Origin of the sequence: Rhizobium sp. BK008 (genome assembly GCF_014197345.1) — a bacterium.
GTDB lineage: Bacteria > Pseudomonadota > Alphaproteobacteria > Rhizobiales > Rhizobiaceae > Rhizobium > Rhizobium anhuiense.
The window spans coordinates 627646-645698 of record NZ_JACIFK010000003.1; the positions used below are offsets into that span (position 1 = coordinate 627646).

7 protein-coding genes are annotated in these 18053 nt (G+C 57.2%); 4 read left to right on the forward strand and 3 right to left on the reverse strand.

The annotated features are described in order from the left end of the window. Nucleotides 1-352 precede the first annotated feature (352 nt). From FHT69_RS17615 to FHT69_RS17625, 3 genes are all read right to left on the reverse strand, one after another. Nucleotides 353-613, reverse strand: coding sequence for a hypothetical protein (locus FHT69_RS17615; RefSeq protein ID WP_183905721.1), 261 nt, complete (start codon nt 611-613; stop codon nt 353-355). 213 nt (nt 614-826) lie between these two features. Next, nucleotides 827-3826: a PQQ-binding-like beta-propeller repeat protein gene (locus FHT69_RS17620; protein WP_183905722.1), complete on the reverse strand. Its 3000-nt coding sequence runs from the start codon at nt 3824-3826 to the stop codon at nt 827-829. A 603-nt stretch (nt 3827-4429) separates the two neighbouring features. Then, the gene (locus tag FHT69_RS17625) at nt 4430-4999 is read right to left on the reverse strand and encodes a hypothetical protein (protein WP_183905723.1); all 570 of its coding nucleotides are present in this window, start codon (nt 4997-4999) and stop codon (nt 4430-4432) included. Nucleotides 5000-6066: 1067 nt separating this feature from the next. Between FHT69_RS17625 and FHT69_RS17630 the strand changes: the two genes are divergently transcribed. The 4 genes from FHT69_RS17630 to FHT69_RS17645 all read left to right on the forward strand — a co-directional run. Continuing rightward, a complete protein-coding gene (locus FHT69_RS17630; protein ID WP_183905724.1) occupies nt 6067-8238 on the forward strand; it encodes a peptidase domain-containing ABC transporter in 2172 nt (723 codons plus the stop codon). Next, entirely contained in the window at nt 8235-9680 is a 1446-nt protein-coding gene (locus FHT69_RS17635; RefSeq protein ID WP_183905725.1) for an HlyD family type I secretion periplasmic adaptor subunit, read from the forward strand. Before FHT69_RS17630 ends, FHT69_RS17635 begins: the two co-directional genes overlap by 4 nt. A gap of 83 nt (nt 9681-9763) precedes the next feature. Continuing rightward, nucleotides 9764-10354 (forward strand): hypothetical protein, encoded by a 591-nt coding sequence (locus FHT69_RS17640; RefSeq protein WP_181293369.1) that lies wholly within the window; start codon nt 9764-9766, stop codon nt 10352-10354. A 1055-nt stretch (nt 10355-11409) separates the two neighbouring features. Continuing rightward, nucleotides 11410-18053 (forward strand): DUF4214 domain-containing protein (locus FHT69_RS17645; RefSeq protein WP_246780733.1); only part of this gene is annotated, 6644 nt, incomplete at its 3' end.

The window sequence follows — 18053 nt, forward strand, 5'->3', positions numbered from 1 at the left end:
GGGGAGTGCCAATTCTGGTGTTGAGAATTCTGACTTTTGAATCTGAGCGTGATCGACGGATGCTGGACAACGATCTTGAACGGCTCTTGGAGGAGCAGGAAGGCATGGAGATGTTGCATACGAGACCCAGACATACAGGCGCTTAGGCTAGACGTCGCCTAGCAGCAAAAACAGCCATCTCAACGCGTTACATGTTCGACGGAAGGGACAATTTGTTGTTATTTGAGACGCTTTCTTACTCGCGAAAAAAAGGCGCTGACCGCTCTTTGATGCAGCTTCATCATAGTCCTCGAAGCAAGCCGGAAGGAATGCCCTCAACAGCGCCCGTTTCAAATGCGTGTGGCCGTTTGGGCTAGGCAGATATGAAAGGCGTTCCCGTGTCGAATCTCGGCTCGAACCATACCGATTGCTCGAACGGACAGAAGCGATTGACGCTGGCTTCGAGCTCAATGAATTCGCCGCTTGTCGTTAAGGCCGTCAAGTCGCGCTCGATGTCCTTCAACACCGCCGCCGTCGGATTATCGAGCGGCACAACCGTTTTGTGAATATCGCGCACAGCGACTGGCGCGGCTGTCAGCGAGGGACGCGGGGAAATTTCGTCGGTCGTGCTCATCTGCACCTTACACATTGCGAGAAAGCATTGGGAAAAGACTCGTTACCTATAAGTTCAAAGTACAGGTTTCACGCTTTGCTTCAATGCACGGATCTCTACCGCAACTCAAACCGAGTCTCCGAGCATCTAGCGGGTTCGTTGCGGCTACAAAGCACCGCCGGTTATCTCCGAAGCTCTCTGTTGCGTTAGTTTTCGGAGGCTGAGAGCGTTCTTTCAACGAAAGCGGTCGCAAGGATTTATATCGTCTGATCCTAACAGTGGGTTGGCGGGCTGATTTGCCATTCTCGGTTGTGACTCGATGCCCTTAAGCTTTTCCCGGCAGACGCGTCTCGGAAGATCGGTCTTATCGGCCGTCCAGGAGACATCAAACACTTCCAGAAAGCCCTCATCCGAGGCCACTACAACGCGGTCACCATCCGGGGTAACAAGAGCATCCCGTGCGGTGCTCTCAATGTCAAACCGGATGATCTGACTTCCGGTCAGTGCATCCCATACTCGAACCGTGTGGTCGCCCGACGCAGTGACGATCCGGGATCCATCACGACTGAAGCGAGCGCTATTAACATCCTTGCCGTGATAGAGCGTCAAGTCCGGTTCTTCGGTGGAAGTCCCCCATATTCGGGCCACTCCATCAAGCGACGCTGTCGCAAGGCGGGTATGATCGGAATTAAAATGAACCGATAGGACGTCCCCATCGTGCGGGTAACTCTGAACCATCTCGGTTGAGGACGTGTCCCAGATCCCAACTCTTGCGCCTTGCTCAGCACTCTTGAATCCCATGGCCACCAGGGTTTCGTTCTTAAACGCGATACTTCTAATCCTCCTTGAGCCTTCGAGGTTCTTGCGTTCCCCGGTCCTTAGGTTCCAGACGACCGCGCTCTTGGCTGAATCATCACCTATCACGACCTGCGTACCACTCGGGTCGAAACTTACGGATGTGTTGTCGGTGAGGCCAATCTCGGCGGAGTATATCTCTTTGCCGTCCGGTTGGCTCACCACTGAAACACGTCCATCGGAGTACGCAAGAACGAGATTTTGTTCTCGCGGATGAAAGGCTGCGCTAATCACGTAGTGATCGTCGGATCCAAATTCCTTCAGAAGTCTTGGATCCCCATCACGCAATTCCCATAACTTCGCTGTGCGATCGCTACCCACGGTGAAGAGGCTGTTGCCACCTGGGTTGATTTCAAGGTGTTTTATTGACTTGGCGTGCGCCTTCACGGTCAAAGGGGCGACATTGCCCTCGGCAGTCCAAATGCGTGCATATCCGTCGGCAGATGACGTTAGGATCTCTTTGCCGTCGGGACTGAACTCCGCACGCGTGACACTTTTTTGATGGCCTCTGAACACGAAGCGCTCGGTAAAAGTGGTGAGATCCAATATTCGTACCGAGGCATCGGCTGATGCTGTTACCACGAGGCGACCGTTCGGACTAAAAGACGCGTCCACAACTGGCTGAAATTGCTTCGGTAATGGAATCTTGAAGCGGCCTGTGACATCCCAGATGGCGATGTTGCCGTTATCTAACACCGTCACGAGCTTCTTACTGTCACGACTAAAACGTGCTCGCCAGGCGAAGGAGCCAGTCTCCAATGCCACGACATTGAAATCGCTGGTGTCGGCCAACGCTATCAAGCCGTCGGACCTGGTGATAACCAGCCTACTGCCGTCGGGGCTGAATTCCGCGCTCGTCGTGTAATCGCTCGGAGAAAGGGACGTGCCAGGAATTTTCAATTGAAGTCGTTGTGCGCCCGATGCGGAATCCCAGATTCTAACTGAATCATCGTCGGAGGTAGTCACCACCAGCTCACCGTTCGGACTGAAGGCGCCTGTCCTCACATCATCTTCATGGCCCAACAGTAAAATGGGATGAGTACAACCATCATCCTGGGCGCTCCAAATCCAAGCAGTGCGATATGGACCGACACTGACAATGCGCTTCCCATCAGCGCTGAATTGCGAGTCGCGAATCCAACCTGGGCTCCCCTTATGGAGGCCTTGCTTGCGGTCCTTTGGAGCTATTACGCTGTCGAAGGAACAACTCGCAATTTTCTCCATGGATCGAGAATCCCATAGCGAAGTGACCCCTGCTTCCGAGGACGTAACAATTCGTTGGCCGTCGCGGCTGAAGGCCGCGCTGGTAAGCGTTTTGTTGTCTCCCTCAGTAATCTCCGCCCTGTATCCTGAGAGGGTGGCGGCTCCCGCCAGTTTGGCCAAGAGGGTCTGAATTGTCGGGTGTTCCCAGCCCGGTGCCCATGGCGCGTCACGTTCGAGCGGTAAGCCAGCGAGCGCAAGTCGCATGGCCTGTTCATACTGCCGATTGTCGATTTCCGCCTGCGCTTGATCGGCCAACGCCGACGCCCGCCGTTCTCGCGCCATTCTATCCAGATACATCCAGGCGGTGCTGATCGCGATAAAGACCACCACTGCGCCGGTAGCTACTCGCCATACACGTCTTTTTCTCGCGTTGTAATCGGCGGCAAGATACGTGTTGGTCAGGTCGGCAACAGCCAGTGACTTTTCTAATTTGTCGGAAACGAGCTGTGCCGCAATCCTGCATACCTCATCATCAAAGGATCGGACCGATTTCCATTCGGATGCGTTATTGAGCAAATTCGAATATTTGCTGCTGTTTCGATGCGAATTGGTCTCTGAACGTGGCCGGTTCTTGCGCGTCAGGGGTCCGGCCACGGTTTGGGCCAATAGCCTGTATTGGTGCTTAAAATTAAGCCAGTGCCGTCCTTGATAGAAGCGGCGAAGGTCAAAATACGAGGAGTTGTCAGGACCACCCCGCGCTATCAAGCTCTTCGGCATGTACCCTGTCTTTTTGGCGGGGTCCGGATATTGTCCGTGCGTAAATGCAAAGTAGATTGGCCCATCGGGCCGCTCCTTGTCCCACCACTCGATCTCACGATTGATCCAAGGGTGGCGATGAGCCATCGGCCCACAAAACACGATGAGTGATCTACATTGCCGAAGGTAGCCCCTGACGACTTGTTCGATAGCATCGGTGGGTTCGGTACCCGGGGAGAGCCGAGGAAACTTGAAATCGCGACCATCGACGCACAGCTTCAATTCGGTGATCAAATCTTTCGGTACGTCAGGGCGGCGATGGAAGTTTTCCAGAAGGTCCTCGACTGCGCGGACCAGCTGGCCGTCTGGGTCAGTAGCGTATGAGACAAATACGTCGTAGGCGAACGAATCCGTAGCCATCGGAGCCCCCTTCAGACGCGCCGTCGCGATACAGCTTCTGATGGAAATGTATCACAACTGGGAGCGCTTTTCATCACGAAGGTAAATTACCTTAGATCCGCTATTATTGACGGATCTCGAAACGGTGATCCCAAGCTGCCGCGACGATATACACGTTATCCATCCGACAGGTGAAGTCGAGGTCGAAGGTCGTATCATGCGCCAAAGGTCCTAGTCGAACCGTCATTCGTTTTGTTAATGCTAGACTGGTGATATCAGCATGAAAAAGCGTCTAACTTCTTCACTTGTTTAGCAGAAGCGGCGGCCTGCGTTGCGTCCATAAATACTTACACTGAAATAGCGGGTCAACGGTTCTGGCACGGCGAGTGTTTTCAAGGCCAGCGTCCGGTCTGTTGCCGTTGTGTTCACATTCTGTGCGAAGAAGATCGCATAATGTATCGGAGGGAACTTCTCCGGCGGGGGAACAGAAGAACGTGTTGCTTGCCAATCACCTAACTATCACGAGTGGTGGTCGGCGGTTCGACTCCGTTCAACTGCGCCAGACGCTGTATGTCCGCGCAACCAACAGATTGATTACGGTTCGCACGTAGATTAATGGTCAGGCTATTCAGGTTTTGCGGGCGCATGCAGCAGCTGGACCAGAACGCCATTGCTCCCCCTCAAATCGGTCAGATCGAGAAATGTATGAGGGCCGTAAACATCGTGCCACGTTGTCACCTGGTTGCCATTGAGGTCTGTTCGTCTGGAGCCGTTCTGGCTCAGGTGAAGTGTTCTGACGAGGTCATCTAAATAGGCGCGTTTATCCGGTGTATTTGATGCTACTCCGCAGTTTGTGGCGTCGATAGTGGGCCCGCTGATCTTCTCGACAAGTAAGCTGAAGGGGCCAGTCGACAGAGTACCTCCAAAGACTTCGAGATGACGCGTGATATCTCCAGGCTGCGTTTCCGTCTTATCAATCGACTTACGCATGAGCATCGCCTGCGCTGTCGCGCTGATATGATCAAAGCTTTCCGGCTCTAGCGTGCACATGACCTGAAACGCGTTGATGGCTGCATCGTCATGATTGGCGAGGGAACCCGCTGCCGTGGCGTGATCGGTGTTTGCTGCAAAAGCTGAAACGGAGTGAATGGTCACCAGCAGTATAACGCCCATGCCGATCTTAGCCACACGCATGTTTAGTCTCCATCGAATTGGGTCATCTATTCGAGCGCGGGCCGATAAGCGAAGCAATAACGGCAAAAGCTCAACTGGAAATGAACCACGAGATCGACATGGGGATCGTCACCGTGGTCCTTATCAACGTTCTTTCCATATCCTGATTTCGCGCAGAAGATTAAAAGCCGGAAGTTCCGGTGAAGTTAAAGATAGAGGGCATGGATTGGCCTTCAGATTCTCCCATAAGCGCATATCGCGAGGACAATCTAGCGGATCGCCCGAATTTGGTTTTACAAAGCCCGATGCGCGGATACAAGGGCGCTGTCGGCCTTCCGTCGAACCGGTCTTCGATCAACCGAACATCGTCAAAGACTATGGATACGGATCAATCTCGTACGAGAGTTGCGTTGACCTCATGCGACAAAATGGCCTCAGGGCCCAAATGCACACGTTATCACGGAGCCGTGATTTGACCGATAGTTCTCTCCGATTAAACGTGAGGCAACCAAAACAAAATCATAGGTAGTCTTTCTGACAAGAATTGGCTGTCCACTTCTAAGTCATGAAGTAACCAACTGGCGTTGACGAGCGGGGGCTCGGAGTAACCAATCCTTCTGCGCGTAGGGCGCGACGGGATTAGTCAAAGCCGGTTGCTTTAGGAGCCTTTGTTAAAGCCAAAGGTAACTACCCTTTACAAGAAGAAGCGAGCCCCGCCAGTGATTAAAGCACCTCAAAAAATCTCAAATTAAGTCAAGATTCTTGTGCGAGCTAGCGCGCTTTTGGAGTGCGCCCTGCTTCGAGAGTTCAACAACGGCGCGAGTCCGCTGCAGGACGCGCGATGCGTAGGTGTTTCTCCTTTCCATGGAAAACTATCGCATCTCTGGAGCGTGGAGCCTGCCGGAGGCCTGAGCGCCTTTTGATAGAATTTCACGTCACGTTGTCGCCGGAGCGAATATACAGGATTGCAGAAACTATATCGCCTCTTAATTAAGTAAAGATCTCAAAGCCAGCCTGGGTAATGGATTTACCTCATCTCGTTCGACCCGGATTGCAATATTTATACATTCAATACAATGGGATTTTCTATGGGCAGTCTCGACCCTGGCATCGCAAATGCGGCAGCGCAACCGGTGGATTCCGGCCTGCGTGCTTTGTGCGGAATTGCAGCCTTCTACCGGATTGCTGCCGATCCGAACCAGCTTCATCATGAGCTTGCAATTGGCAGCGGACTAGCTTCCGAGCAGGATCTTCTGCGGGCGGCATCGGCAGTCGGATTGAAGGCAAGGGCCGTCCGCGAATTGACCGAAGCGCGTCTCAGAAATCTGCCTGTTCCTGCGATCGTGCATATGCCGGAAGGCACATTCGCCATTCTCGGCGGACCGACCCCTGCCGGCCGATACAGGGTCGTTGATCCCGTAACACGCGCCGATCGTGAATTATCGGCGGCTGAGCTGCTTGTCGAGACAGGTGCCCGCGCGCTCCTCGTGGCCCGGAAATTAGGAGGGGCAGGGACAGATCCCAGGACCTTCGGACTGAAATGGTTTCTGCCGTCCCTCTGGCGCTACCGCAAGCCACTTGCACATGTCCTCGTCGCCTCGCTCTTCGTTCAGATTTTTGCCCTGGTAACGCCGCTCTTCTTCCAGGTGGTCGTCGACAAGGTTCTCACGCACAAGGGCTATTCGACCCTGTTCGTTCTGGTCGCCGGAATTGCGATCATCGGTCTCTTCGATGTCGTCTTACAGTACCTGCGAACCTATGCGTTGTCGCACACGACAAACCGTATCGACGTCGAGCTGGGACAACGGCTTTTCCGTCACCTGCTTCGCTTGCCGCTCGACTATTTCGAAACCCGGTCTGCAGGCCAGACGGTCGCCCGTGTCCGGGAATTGGAAACGATCCGGAACTTCCTCACGGGGCAGGGGCTGTTTGCCGCAATCGACCTGGTATTCGCCATCGTCTTTCTCTGCATCCTGTGGCTCTACTCGTGGAGCCTGACACTGATCGTTCTCGGCTCGATCCCGCTCTACGCCCTCGTCGGTTTTCTCGTCCGCCCACCGCTTCGCGACATGATCAAGGAGAAGTTCAACCGTGGCGCGGTCAGCCAGCAGCTGCTCGTCGAGGCGATCATCGGCATACAGACCGTCAAATCGGCGGCGGTCGAACCGGTCATGCAGGCGCAGTGGGAAGAAAAGCTCGCCGCCTACGTGAAGACCGCGTTTCAGACGACGCTGCTCGGCGCCGGTGGGCAGAACGTCATCCAGTACATCAGCAAGCTTACGACTGCGCTGCTGTTGCTGTTCGGTGCGCGCGCCGTCATCAACGGCGAGCTGTCGGTAGGCTCGCTCGTCGCCTTCAACATGATCGCCAGCCAGGCGACCGCACCCGTCCTCCGGCTCTCGCAGCTCTGGCAGGACTTCCAGCAAGTCCAGATCTCGATCGACCGTCTCGGCGACATTCTGAATACGCCGATGGAGCGAACCCCGGCAACGCGGCTTGCCCTTCCCGCTCCGAAAGGTCTCATCGAATTCAAGAATGTCAGTTTCCGCTACCGCCCCGGCGGTCAGGATATCCTGAAAAGCATCAACCTGCATGTCCGCCCAGGCGAGGTGGTCGGTATCGTCGGCGCTTCGGGGTCAGGTAAATCGACACTGACGAAGCTCATCCAGAGGCTCTATCTTGCCAACGAAGGCCAAGTCTTGCTCGACGGGATGGATATTTCGCAAATGGATCCGGCGTGGTTGCGAGGTCATATTGGCGTCGTTCTGCAGGAGAACCTGCTCTTCAACCGCACGATCCACGAGAATATCGCACTCGCCAATCCCGCATTGCCACGCGCCCAGGTCCTGGCGGTGGCCCGGCTTTCCGGTGCGGACGAGTTCATATCGAAGCTGCCGCAGGGCTATGACACCGTCATCGAGGAACGGGGCGCCAACCTGTCGGGTGGGCAGCGGCAGCGCATAGCCATCGCAAGGGCGCTCGCCACCAACCCGCCGCTCCTCATCTTCGACGAGGCGACGAGTGCCCTCGATTATGAAAGCGAGCGCGTCGTCCAGGAAAACATGCGCCACATCGTCCAGGGGCGAACCGTGATCATCATCGCCCATCGCCTTGCGGCGGTCAGAAACTGCCACAGGATTGTCGGCATGGCAGATGGCCGGGTTGTCGAGATGGGAACGCACGACGAGCTTCTGACAAAGAAGGATGGTCTCTTTGCGCGACTCTGGACGTTGCAGCACGATACAAGGGTTCCGGCATGACTGTCGCAGCCCGCACCGTCGCTGCCTCGCCTCCGCCTACACGGTCGAGATCCGACAACCAGTTCCTGGCGCCTGCACTCGAGGTACTTGAAACGCCGCCGTCTCCGGTCGGAACGGCGCTCCTTTTGATTATCTGTCTGCTTGCGGCCGTCGCGCTTGCCTGGGCATATCTCGGCAGGATCGACATCATCGCGACGGCACAGGGCAAGATCCAGCCGGTCGGACGGGTCAAGGTCGTCCAGCCGCTCTACGGCGGCAAGGTCGTTGGTCTGCCGCCCGCCAATGGGACCGAAGTGCATCGCGGTGACGTGCTGTTCCAGCTGGACTCGACCGAAGCCATTGCCGACGAAAGGGATGCAGAGACCGCGCTCGCATCCGTTCAGGCAGAAGCCGCGCGCCGACGTGAGGCGCTTGTTGCCGCGGCTGCAGCGGATGATCCTCGCGGTGCTCGCATCGACTGGGCGGCAGACGTACCCGAGCAGCTTCGCAAGCGGGAGGATGCCATTCTCTCTAGCGAGCTTGGTCAGCTCGATGCGTCGCTGACGTCATTGCGTTCCCAAATGCGCCAGAAGGAAGGGGAGCGCGACCATCTCCAGGATACACTCGACGAGCAGGCGTCGCTCGTCGATACGCTGCAACAGCGGGTCACAATGCGTAACACGCTCGTGGGTGAGAACGCAGGGCCGGTCGCCGGCGTCATCGACGCGACCGAAACCTTAAAGACGCAGCGGACACAGCTTGCGATCCAAAAGGGTCAACTTGCCGACGCCGTAGCCGGGATCGATGTCCTCAGTGCCGAAATTGAGAAGGCACGCAGCACGTTCATCAGTGACCAGACCGAAAAACTCGGCGACGCCGAGCGTCAGGCCGAAGATCTCGAACAGCGCCTTGCAAAGAGCCGCGCCGAACTGGCGCAAATGACGGTGCGCAGCCCGATCGACGGCGTCGTCCAGGCCTCCGCGATCTCCACCGAAGGTCAGGTGGTGACGGCTGGCGAAGAGGTTCTGAGGGTCGTTCCTGCAGGGGCCACACTGGAACTCGAGGTTTACGTTCCCAATCGCGATATCGGCTTCGTTCATGTCGGCCAGCCGGCGGTGGTGAAGCTGGATGCCTTCCCGTTCACCCAATACGGCACGGTTCCGGCAACGATCACCAAAATAGCAACCGATGCCATTCCGGAGCCGGACGCCGAGCGCCGAGAGGAAGACGCTGCTGCCGCACCGCAAACTTCGCTGTTTGCGGGTGCCGAGCGGACACAGAACCTCGTTTTCGCGGTGACGCTGAAGCTTGAGCAAAATGCGGTGCAGGCGGATGGCGCGGTTGTTTCGCTTTCACCGGGAATGTCGGCAACGGCCGAGGTCAGAACCGGTTCGAGGCGGATACTGGCCTACGTGTTTTCGCCTCTCGTTGAAGTGGCGAGCGATGCAATGAAGGAGCGGTAATTTGATAAAAGCGATGCGCCCCCGCAGCAACCGAGATGGTCGGTATTTTCCGTCGTCTCGTCATATTGATGGAGGATCCGAGCGTGAACGGTGATTTTGTACCTGCAAGCCCGCTTTCCCCGATCGGGCCCGTCCCCATCGTCCTGTTTCTGATCTTCCTGTTCTTAGTAGGTCGAATTCTACTTCGACGAAGCATTATTAGCTTAGATAGCGTTTTCGCGATTCTGATGGTCGCGGTGACAATTTCATCTCTCGCGTTATTTCACCGATTTCGAGCCCCTGACTATCTGCTCATCTTCTTGGTTGCGCAGATTGTAATCGCTTTGATCTTCTTCCCAATCGCCTGGTGGATGGCCCGTCGCGCTAAGGTGACTGATGAGGGATTTTTTTACAGACTCAGCAAGGTCCCGGTTGAAAGGAATATAAAGAGCGCATCGGTGGCGGCTTCAGTAGTAATAACGGCCTGCCTCGTCATATATGTCTCTGATTACAGATTAACTACGCCCTGCGAAAATGCGAAGTGTTATGCGATAGACTTTTTTATAGGGTCCAGGGATAGCGGCTTCTTTAATCTTTACATGGCAAACATCTTAACGTCCTTATTCTTTATTTTGTTTTTTGTGCATCTATACCACATCTATCGCAAGACAATAAAAGATCGCGAGAATTCCTGATGAATACTCTCAGTGTCACGTTCAGTTTCGATGACCTCAAGAACGAGTTCGATCAATTCAATAAAGAAGTTGGCAGAGCGGCATTTGCTGTTCAGTCGTTTATGGCCTACACAATCTCCGCAACTTACGCGGAAAGTACGCGCACTACCAAGCAATTGGGAATAAACGACATAGCTTCGGAGCTCGCCAACGGTGAGTTCGACCACATAGCGACGGCTGTCTCGGCGGACTCATCGATCAGTTCCTACGCACGCATGGCGGCACGTTCTGATCTGCTGACCAAAAGTCTTCTCCCGGTGGACGCAATCTTCGATATCCTGTCCCATGATAAGCAATCAGCTCTGAATCGGTCTGTGGGAATTTACGTCGACGACAGCATAGCGCTCTCCGCTGGCCGCCTCGCAGTATCGCTCGCAAGCGGGGTGGCGGAAGTATCAGCCGCAGAAAATCCAGTCACTTTCGCTATTTTGGGAGGCGCAGCGGCACTCACCTACAGTGAAGGACTCGGTCCTTCCGTTCGAAACTACGTCGCCGGACAACTCGACGCGCTGGACGAAGCCAAGTATTATGCAACCCAAGACTACAACGAGAAACAACTCGCCGCAGCAGTTCTCGATCGGCTCGGCATATCGCAGGCACCGTTATTAGATGCGGACACACTCGACGTGTACGACCCTTATGCTGGTCTTAGCGTCAGCAGTGGATTCGGATTGCCCGCGAACCAGGTGGCATCTACCGACTTTGCAGCCGATCCCAGCAGTAATTTCACCGACCCGGCGAATTTTGGCTTCACCACTGTGCGCAATACACCGAAATCTTGGGACTACTTCTATACTGACGACTGGACCAACGGCGGCTCCGATAATAGTGACTCCGCCCCCTCGATATCCGGCTCTTCATCAAGCAGCGAAGGCATGGGTGACAATTCCAGCTCGGATGACAGCGACGGACCGTCACAATCATCATCTGGCGGGCAAAGCAACCGCTCGACCGATAGGCAGGAAAACTATCTTGGAGGGCTCAATATCGGCGACTACGAGCCTCCCCGCGATGCAATGCCAGACGTTGGCCCGCGTTCCTACGACGATAATGGCAATTTTCCTGACATCGATGGAGATCTCGACGATGATGACGGGAACGACAGCGATGACGATGACGATGGTGACGACGACGAGCCAATCGTCCTCGACTTGGACGGCAACGGTATAAAGCTGACGCAGCAGACCTCGTCGATCACCTATTTCGACATGGCCGGGGACGGCAAGAAGCATCTGACCGCTTGGGCAGCGGCCGGCGACGGCGTGCTGGCGGTCGATGCGAATGGTGACGGCAAGATCGATCAGAAAAGCGAGATCGATTTTACCGCGTGGGACACGACGGCGGCGACGGACATGCAGGCGCTGCGCGATGTCTTCGACACCAACCATGATGGGAAGCTCGATGCCGGCGACAGCCGTTTTGCCGATTTCAAGGTCGTCGTCACGCAGGCCGATGGCACGCAACAGCTGAAAACCCTTTCGGATCTTGGCATCTCGTCAATCGATCTTATCTCGAACAACCAGGCAACCACTCAGCCCGATGGCTCGGCCATCAGCGGCACCGCGACATTTCAGCGAAGCAACGGTTCGACCGGCACGGCGGCGGACGTGTCACTGGCCTTCGACAAGACCGGCGTCGTCACGTCAACCTCGACGTCGCACCCCGCAGACGGGTCGACCGTCATCGACACGAAGGTCAGCGGCACTGATGGAAGCCTTCAGTCCGAGCGCATCCTGACGACCTCGGCGGATGGTCTGACCCGCACCCTGACGATCGATACGGATGGCGACGGCATCATCGACGAGCGGCAAACCGATGTGATCACCGTTGCAAGCGACGGCAGTCGGACGGAAGTGCTCGCCGACTTTGATCATGGCGGCTCGATCCTGACCGACCGCACGACCACAGTGACCAGCGCTGACGGCAAACTCGTTACCATCTCCAGAGATCAGACGGGAGGCGGCTTTACCACCCAGCGGGAGACCGATGCCACCGCCGCGAACGGTACGCTGACCGTTACAGTGACCGATCTGAATGCCGATGGCTCGGAGAAGGATCAGACGACAACGATAACCAGTGCGGATGGTTTGACGAAGACGAAGACCGTGGACTCGACCGGACGCGGCATCGTCGATGCCACCACGACCGATATGATATCGGTGGCGAACGGCGGAGCACGAACTGAAGACGTCAGCGAATATGCCGGTACGGCAGGCGTCAGCGGTATCGACGAAACGGTGACGGTGACAAGCGCCGATGGCCGCAGCAAGAGCGTAACCACCGATCTCGACGGCGATGGGCTAACGGATCAGCTTCAGTCAAACTTCATTGTCGTCAACACGGATGGTACGTCCGAGGCCACGCAGATTGTGAAGAGCGCTGACGGAACCCTGCTCAGCAAGACCGTCACGACGCTCACCGCCGACTCCCTCGTGCGTTCAACCAACACGGATGCCGACGGTGACGGTGCCTTCGAACTGACCCGCCAGGACAGCACGGTGATTGCCGCCGATGGCAGCCGGGTCGAAACCGTCACTGATAAGAACGACGATCTGACGTTGCGGGATCGAACAGTGACGGCCTGGAGCGCAGATGGGTGCAGCAGGACGGTTCAGACCGATGCGAATGGTGATGGAGGATTCGATTCCGTCGAAACGATCGTGGTGGCCAGCGACGGAACGATCACGGATACGCTCTCGACCTTCAACCCGGCAGGAACCGTTTTGTCATATCGGACGGTGACGACGACGTCCGCCGATGGATTGTCAAAGAACCTACGGTCCGATGAGGATGGCGACGGGAGTTTCGACAAGCAGTCGGATACCGCGACGGTCATCAACACCGACGGCTCCTCGACGACCACGGTTACGAACTGGAACGGCGATCACAGCATCCAGACGGGTAAGACCATCACCACGGTCAGCACCGACGGAAAAACCACCACCGTCGATAATTACCTTGGCGCCGGCAGTTCGAAAGATACTTCAGAACGAGATACGACCGTGCTGAATGCAGACGGCTCCCAGACGCATACGGTCGTCAAAGCCGCTGGCGCCACGTCGGCGCAAATCGGCAAGACGGTCACCGTCACGAGCGCCGACCGCCGGAGCATCACGACCAGCACCTATCTCGATCAGTTCTCCAGTCCCGAACAGGTTACGATTTCAAACATCGCCGCCGATGGCAGCGAAACGACCTCCTCGTCGACTTACAGCGCCGATGGACAGCATTTGCTCCAATCTTCGTTGACGACGACGAGCGCCGATCGCCTGACGACCATTGCCACGACGGACAGCGATGGGGATGGGGACACCGATCGGCACAGCAGCGACGTGACGGTGCTCAACGCGGACGGAAGCCGGGTTGAGACTGTCTCCGACTATGCCGGCACGGCTGTTGCTGCCGCCAATCTGACCGCCAGGCGCGTGACCACCACGAGCGCGAATGGCCGCCAGATCACCGTTCAGTCCGATCTCGATGGCGACGGAACCTTTGACAGCGTGACCCGCGACGTCACTTCCTTCAACCCGGACGGGTCGAGGGTGGAGATGGTTTCGGACTATGCGGGCAACGGCACGACGCTTGTCGATCGAAACACCATCACGACAAGCCATAGCGGATATAGCAGGGTGACGACGCTCGATGCCGATGGCGACGGGCTTGTCGACACGACCGTGACCGACGTCACGGCGCTTAACGCCGACGGCTCGACCACCGAAGTGATCACGGTTGAAAACGGCTCTGCACTCCGCAGCAAGGTGGTAACGATCGAGCAGGCAGACGGCCGAACGAAAACGTTCGATACGGATGCGAATGGCGACGGCGGGTTCGACACCGTCGAGGCGGTCACTGTTGCCGCCGATGGCAGCACGATCGATAGTGTCTCGACCTTCAGCCCGGACGGAACGATCCTCGAAAAACGCGTCGTCACCACGACGTCGGCTGACGGTCTTGTAAAGACGGTGGAAACTGATGCCGACGGCGACGGCGACTTCGACAGCCGGTCGGTGACGGCAACCACGACAAATGCCGACGGGTCATCGACGGTCATCGTTACTCGCAGCAACGGGAATGGAAACACGCAGACCGGAAAGACCGTGACGACGATCAGCGCGGATGGTCAAACACTCACGACCGACACCTATATCGGCAGCGACTCCGCCGTCGACAAAACGGTTCACGAGGCCCGCACGCGCAATGCAGACGGTAGCACCCTCGACATTCAGGACGGTGTCGCCGGTGTCAATCGCCTGAAATACGTCCATACGCTGACGACAGCGAGCGCCGATGGCCGCAGCAGTACAAGTGATCTCTCGAACGGTATTCCGCCAACCAATGCGCAGACGACCGTCAACTCGGTTAATAGCGATGGTTCGCAGGTCACGATCGTCGAAAGCTACGGCATCAACAATCCGGTCGCGTTCAACGAAATCAAGACGACGACCGTCAGTGCCGACGGGTTGACGAAAACGGTCAAGAACGATTTCACCAACAGCGACGACACCGACTCATACAGCGAAACGATTTTCGATGGGACGGTGCTCAACGCCGACGGTTCGCGTACCGAGACGCTGCGCGATACCAATACAACAGGCCAGGTTATCGACCAGGTCATCAAGACGACCTCCACCAATGGCGACCTTGTCACCCAGCAGTGGAGCGGCAATCATACTTGGGCGACAAGCGCGCTTACGGTCCACAATAGCGATGGCAGTACCACGACCACGACGAGCGCCGGCACGGCGTTGTCGGGCTCCGGCGTCACGGGGCTCGTCGACCAGGAGGTTCAGACGATTTCGGCAAACGGCCTGACAAAGACCACTGCGATCGCGCTCTCAACGAAGAATGCAAAGACCGATACCTCGGTCCAGAATGTCGACGGCAGCAAGACCGAGACCGTCCTGCTTTCGAATACGGTCACCGGCCATTTGCTGCGTTCGGAGACGACCGCAGATAGCGCCGACGGCCTGTCGCATACGGAGAGCCGCGACAGCGATGGCGATGGCGTCAGCGATCACACGGAGACTACCGTTACTGCAGGCGACGGTACCAAGACGACGACGTTCTCCAATTTCAATGCCGACGGCACTCTCAAGGATCGCTCGACGACGTCAGTCAGCGCGAACGGTCTGGAGACCGATTACAGTTTCGATTCGGACGGGGACGGTGTGATTGATCGCCGGCGAACGGATGTGACCGTTCTCAACCCGGACGGCAGCCGTACCGAGACCATTACCGATCTCGCCTCTGACGGTGTTGCCGTGCTCGACAAGGTGACCAGCACCACGGGCGCCGATGGCCTGAGCAAGACACAACTCTCTCAGCTCGACGCAGCCGGACGTGTCTCGGAATCACAGATCGACACCACAACCGTCGACGCCAACGGGCAGCTGGTCGAGACCGATACGACCTATTACGGCGATGGGACAAAGCGCAGCGGCTTTGTCCGCATCACAAGCGCCGATGGTCTCGAGATCGTCACCGACTTCGATCACGATGGTGACGGCGTCATCGACGAGAGCCAACTGTTCAACACCGATGCGGCAGGAAACACCTATCAATCGCTCGATTATCCGACGGGCAAGTCCTGGCGTACCGGCGCAGCGGACAGTTCCGCCGACGGCTACGTCATCAACGTCGATGACGACGGCCGCAGCACCGACGTGACGATCCTGTCGCCGGATACGCCGTCCGATCCAACGAGTGCGCCCACCGATCTCGGCGACGAATTCATCTCGGTGGCCGCCGAGGCGAACGGCTCTTATAGCTGGGACGCGGTGTCTTCATCCGGATCGGTCACTGCCTATGTCGGGCACGGGATCGATCCGGATGGCATCGATACCATCACCTGGTCGAATGTGCGTGGTCTCAGTGGATCGGCGCAAATCGAGATGACCGAGGAAAACCTCGACATCGCCGAGATGCAGCGGATCTACGATGTCGTCTTCGACCGCGACATGCAGAACTCCGAGCGCGAGCAGCTAGGGACCTATCTGACCCAGGGTGCGCTCAATACGACGCAACTTGCGACCGACCTCATCGCAAGCGCAGCCTTCACGACGAACTACGGGACCTTGTCGAATGTCGGCTTCGTCGAAGTGCTCTATCAGAATGCCTATGGACGCAATGCATCCGTCAGCGAGATGCAAACATGGCTCGGCAAACTGAACTCCGGCAGCATTACGCGGGCGGGCCTGATCCTTGCGATTTCGGAGAGCGCGGAACATCAAGTCGTCGGCAACGATCATGTCACGACTAATGTGACTTCGGGCAAGTATCTGCATTCGACAGACAAGGCCGCGGCGACCGAAACTGTCGATCGTCTTTATCGCGTCCTGCTCGGCCGCGATCCGTCGGGAAGCGAAGCGGCCACGAAGGCAACCGCAATCACCGGCGGTACCGAAACCCAGTTCCAGGTCGCCAATGACATTCTGGCCTCCTCGGCTTTCACGACGCTCTATGGCGGCCTGTCAACGGCAGATCTCGTCAATCAGCTCTTCCTCAATGCTCTCGGCAGGGCGCCGACCGCCTCGGAGGCATCCTTCTGGACGTCGGCACTCGGATCCGGCACCACCAAGGCTGACTTCGCGGTGGCTCTTGCGGTCAATCAGTCCTATCTGTCATCGACGACGGGGAGTGGCATCGACGTTGTCGGCACCGCCGGCAACGATATTCTGACGGGCGGGACCGGCGACGATACGATCGATGGCGCGGCCGGCAACGATGTGATCCTCGGCTTCGCCGGTAATGATACGCTGAATGGCGGGGCAAATGCGGACATTTTGATCGGCGGTGCGGGCGACGACACCTACATCGTCGACAATGCCGGCGACAGCGTCACCGAGAACGCTAATGAAGGAACCGACGGGGTTCGCACGAACCTGGCAAGCTATACGCTCGGCGCCAATGTCGAGAACCTCACCTATAACGGAACGGGGGCCTTTGCCGGCACCGGCAACGAGCTTGTCAACACGATCACGGGTGCGGCAGGTGCCGACACGCTGGACGGCGGAGCCGGTGCCGACACGCTGACGGGCGGGGCCGGCAACGACATCTATGTGGTCGACAACGTAGGCGACGTGGTGGTGGAGGCCGCCGGCGGCGGCACCGACACGATCAAGACGACGCTGAACAGTTATTCTCTGTCCTCGCTGGTCAATGTCGAGAACCTGACCTTCACCGGCACGGGCGACTTCACCGGGTCGGGCAATGCTGCGGTCAACGTCATCACCGGTGGAGCCGGCAATGACATCCTCGACGGCGGCGCAGGCGCCGACACGATGGTCGGCGGCCTTGGCAACGATATCTATATCGTTGACGCTGCCGGTGATGTGGTGACGGAAGCCGCAAGCGCCGGCACCGACACGATCGAGACGGCACTTGCCAGCTACTCGCTGGCTGCACTCGCCAATGTCGAGAACCTGACCTACACCGGCACAACAGCCTTCACCGGCACCGGCAATACATTGGCGAACGTGATCACAGCCGGCACCGGCAACGACACGCTCGACGGCGGGACGGGTGCGGACACGCTGATCGGCGGCACCGGTGACGACACCTATGTCGTCGACAATGCCGGGGACGTGATCACCGAGAATGCCGGCGAGGGCACCGATACGGTCAAGACGGCGCTCGCCTCCTATACGCTGGCGGCCAATGT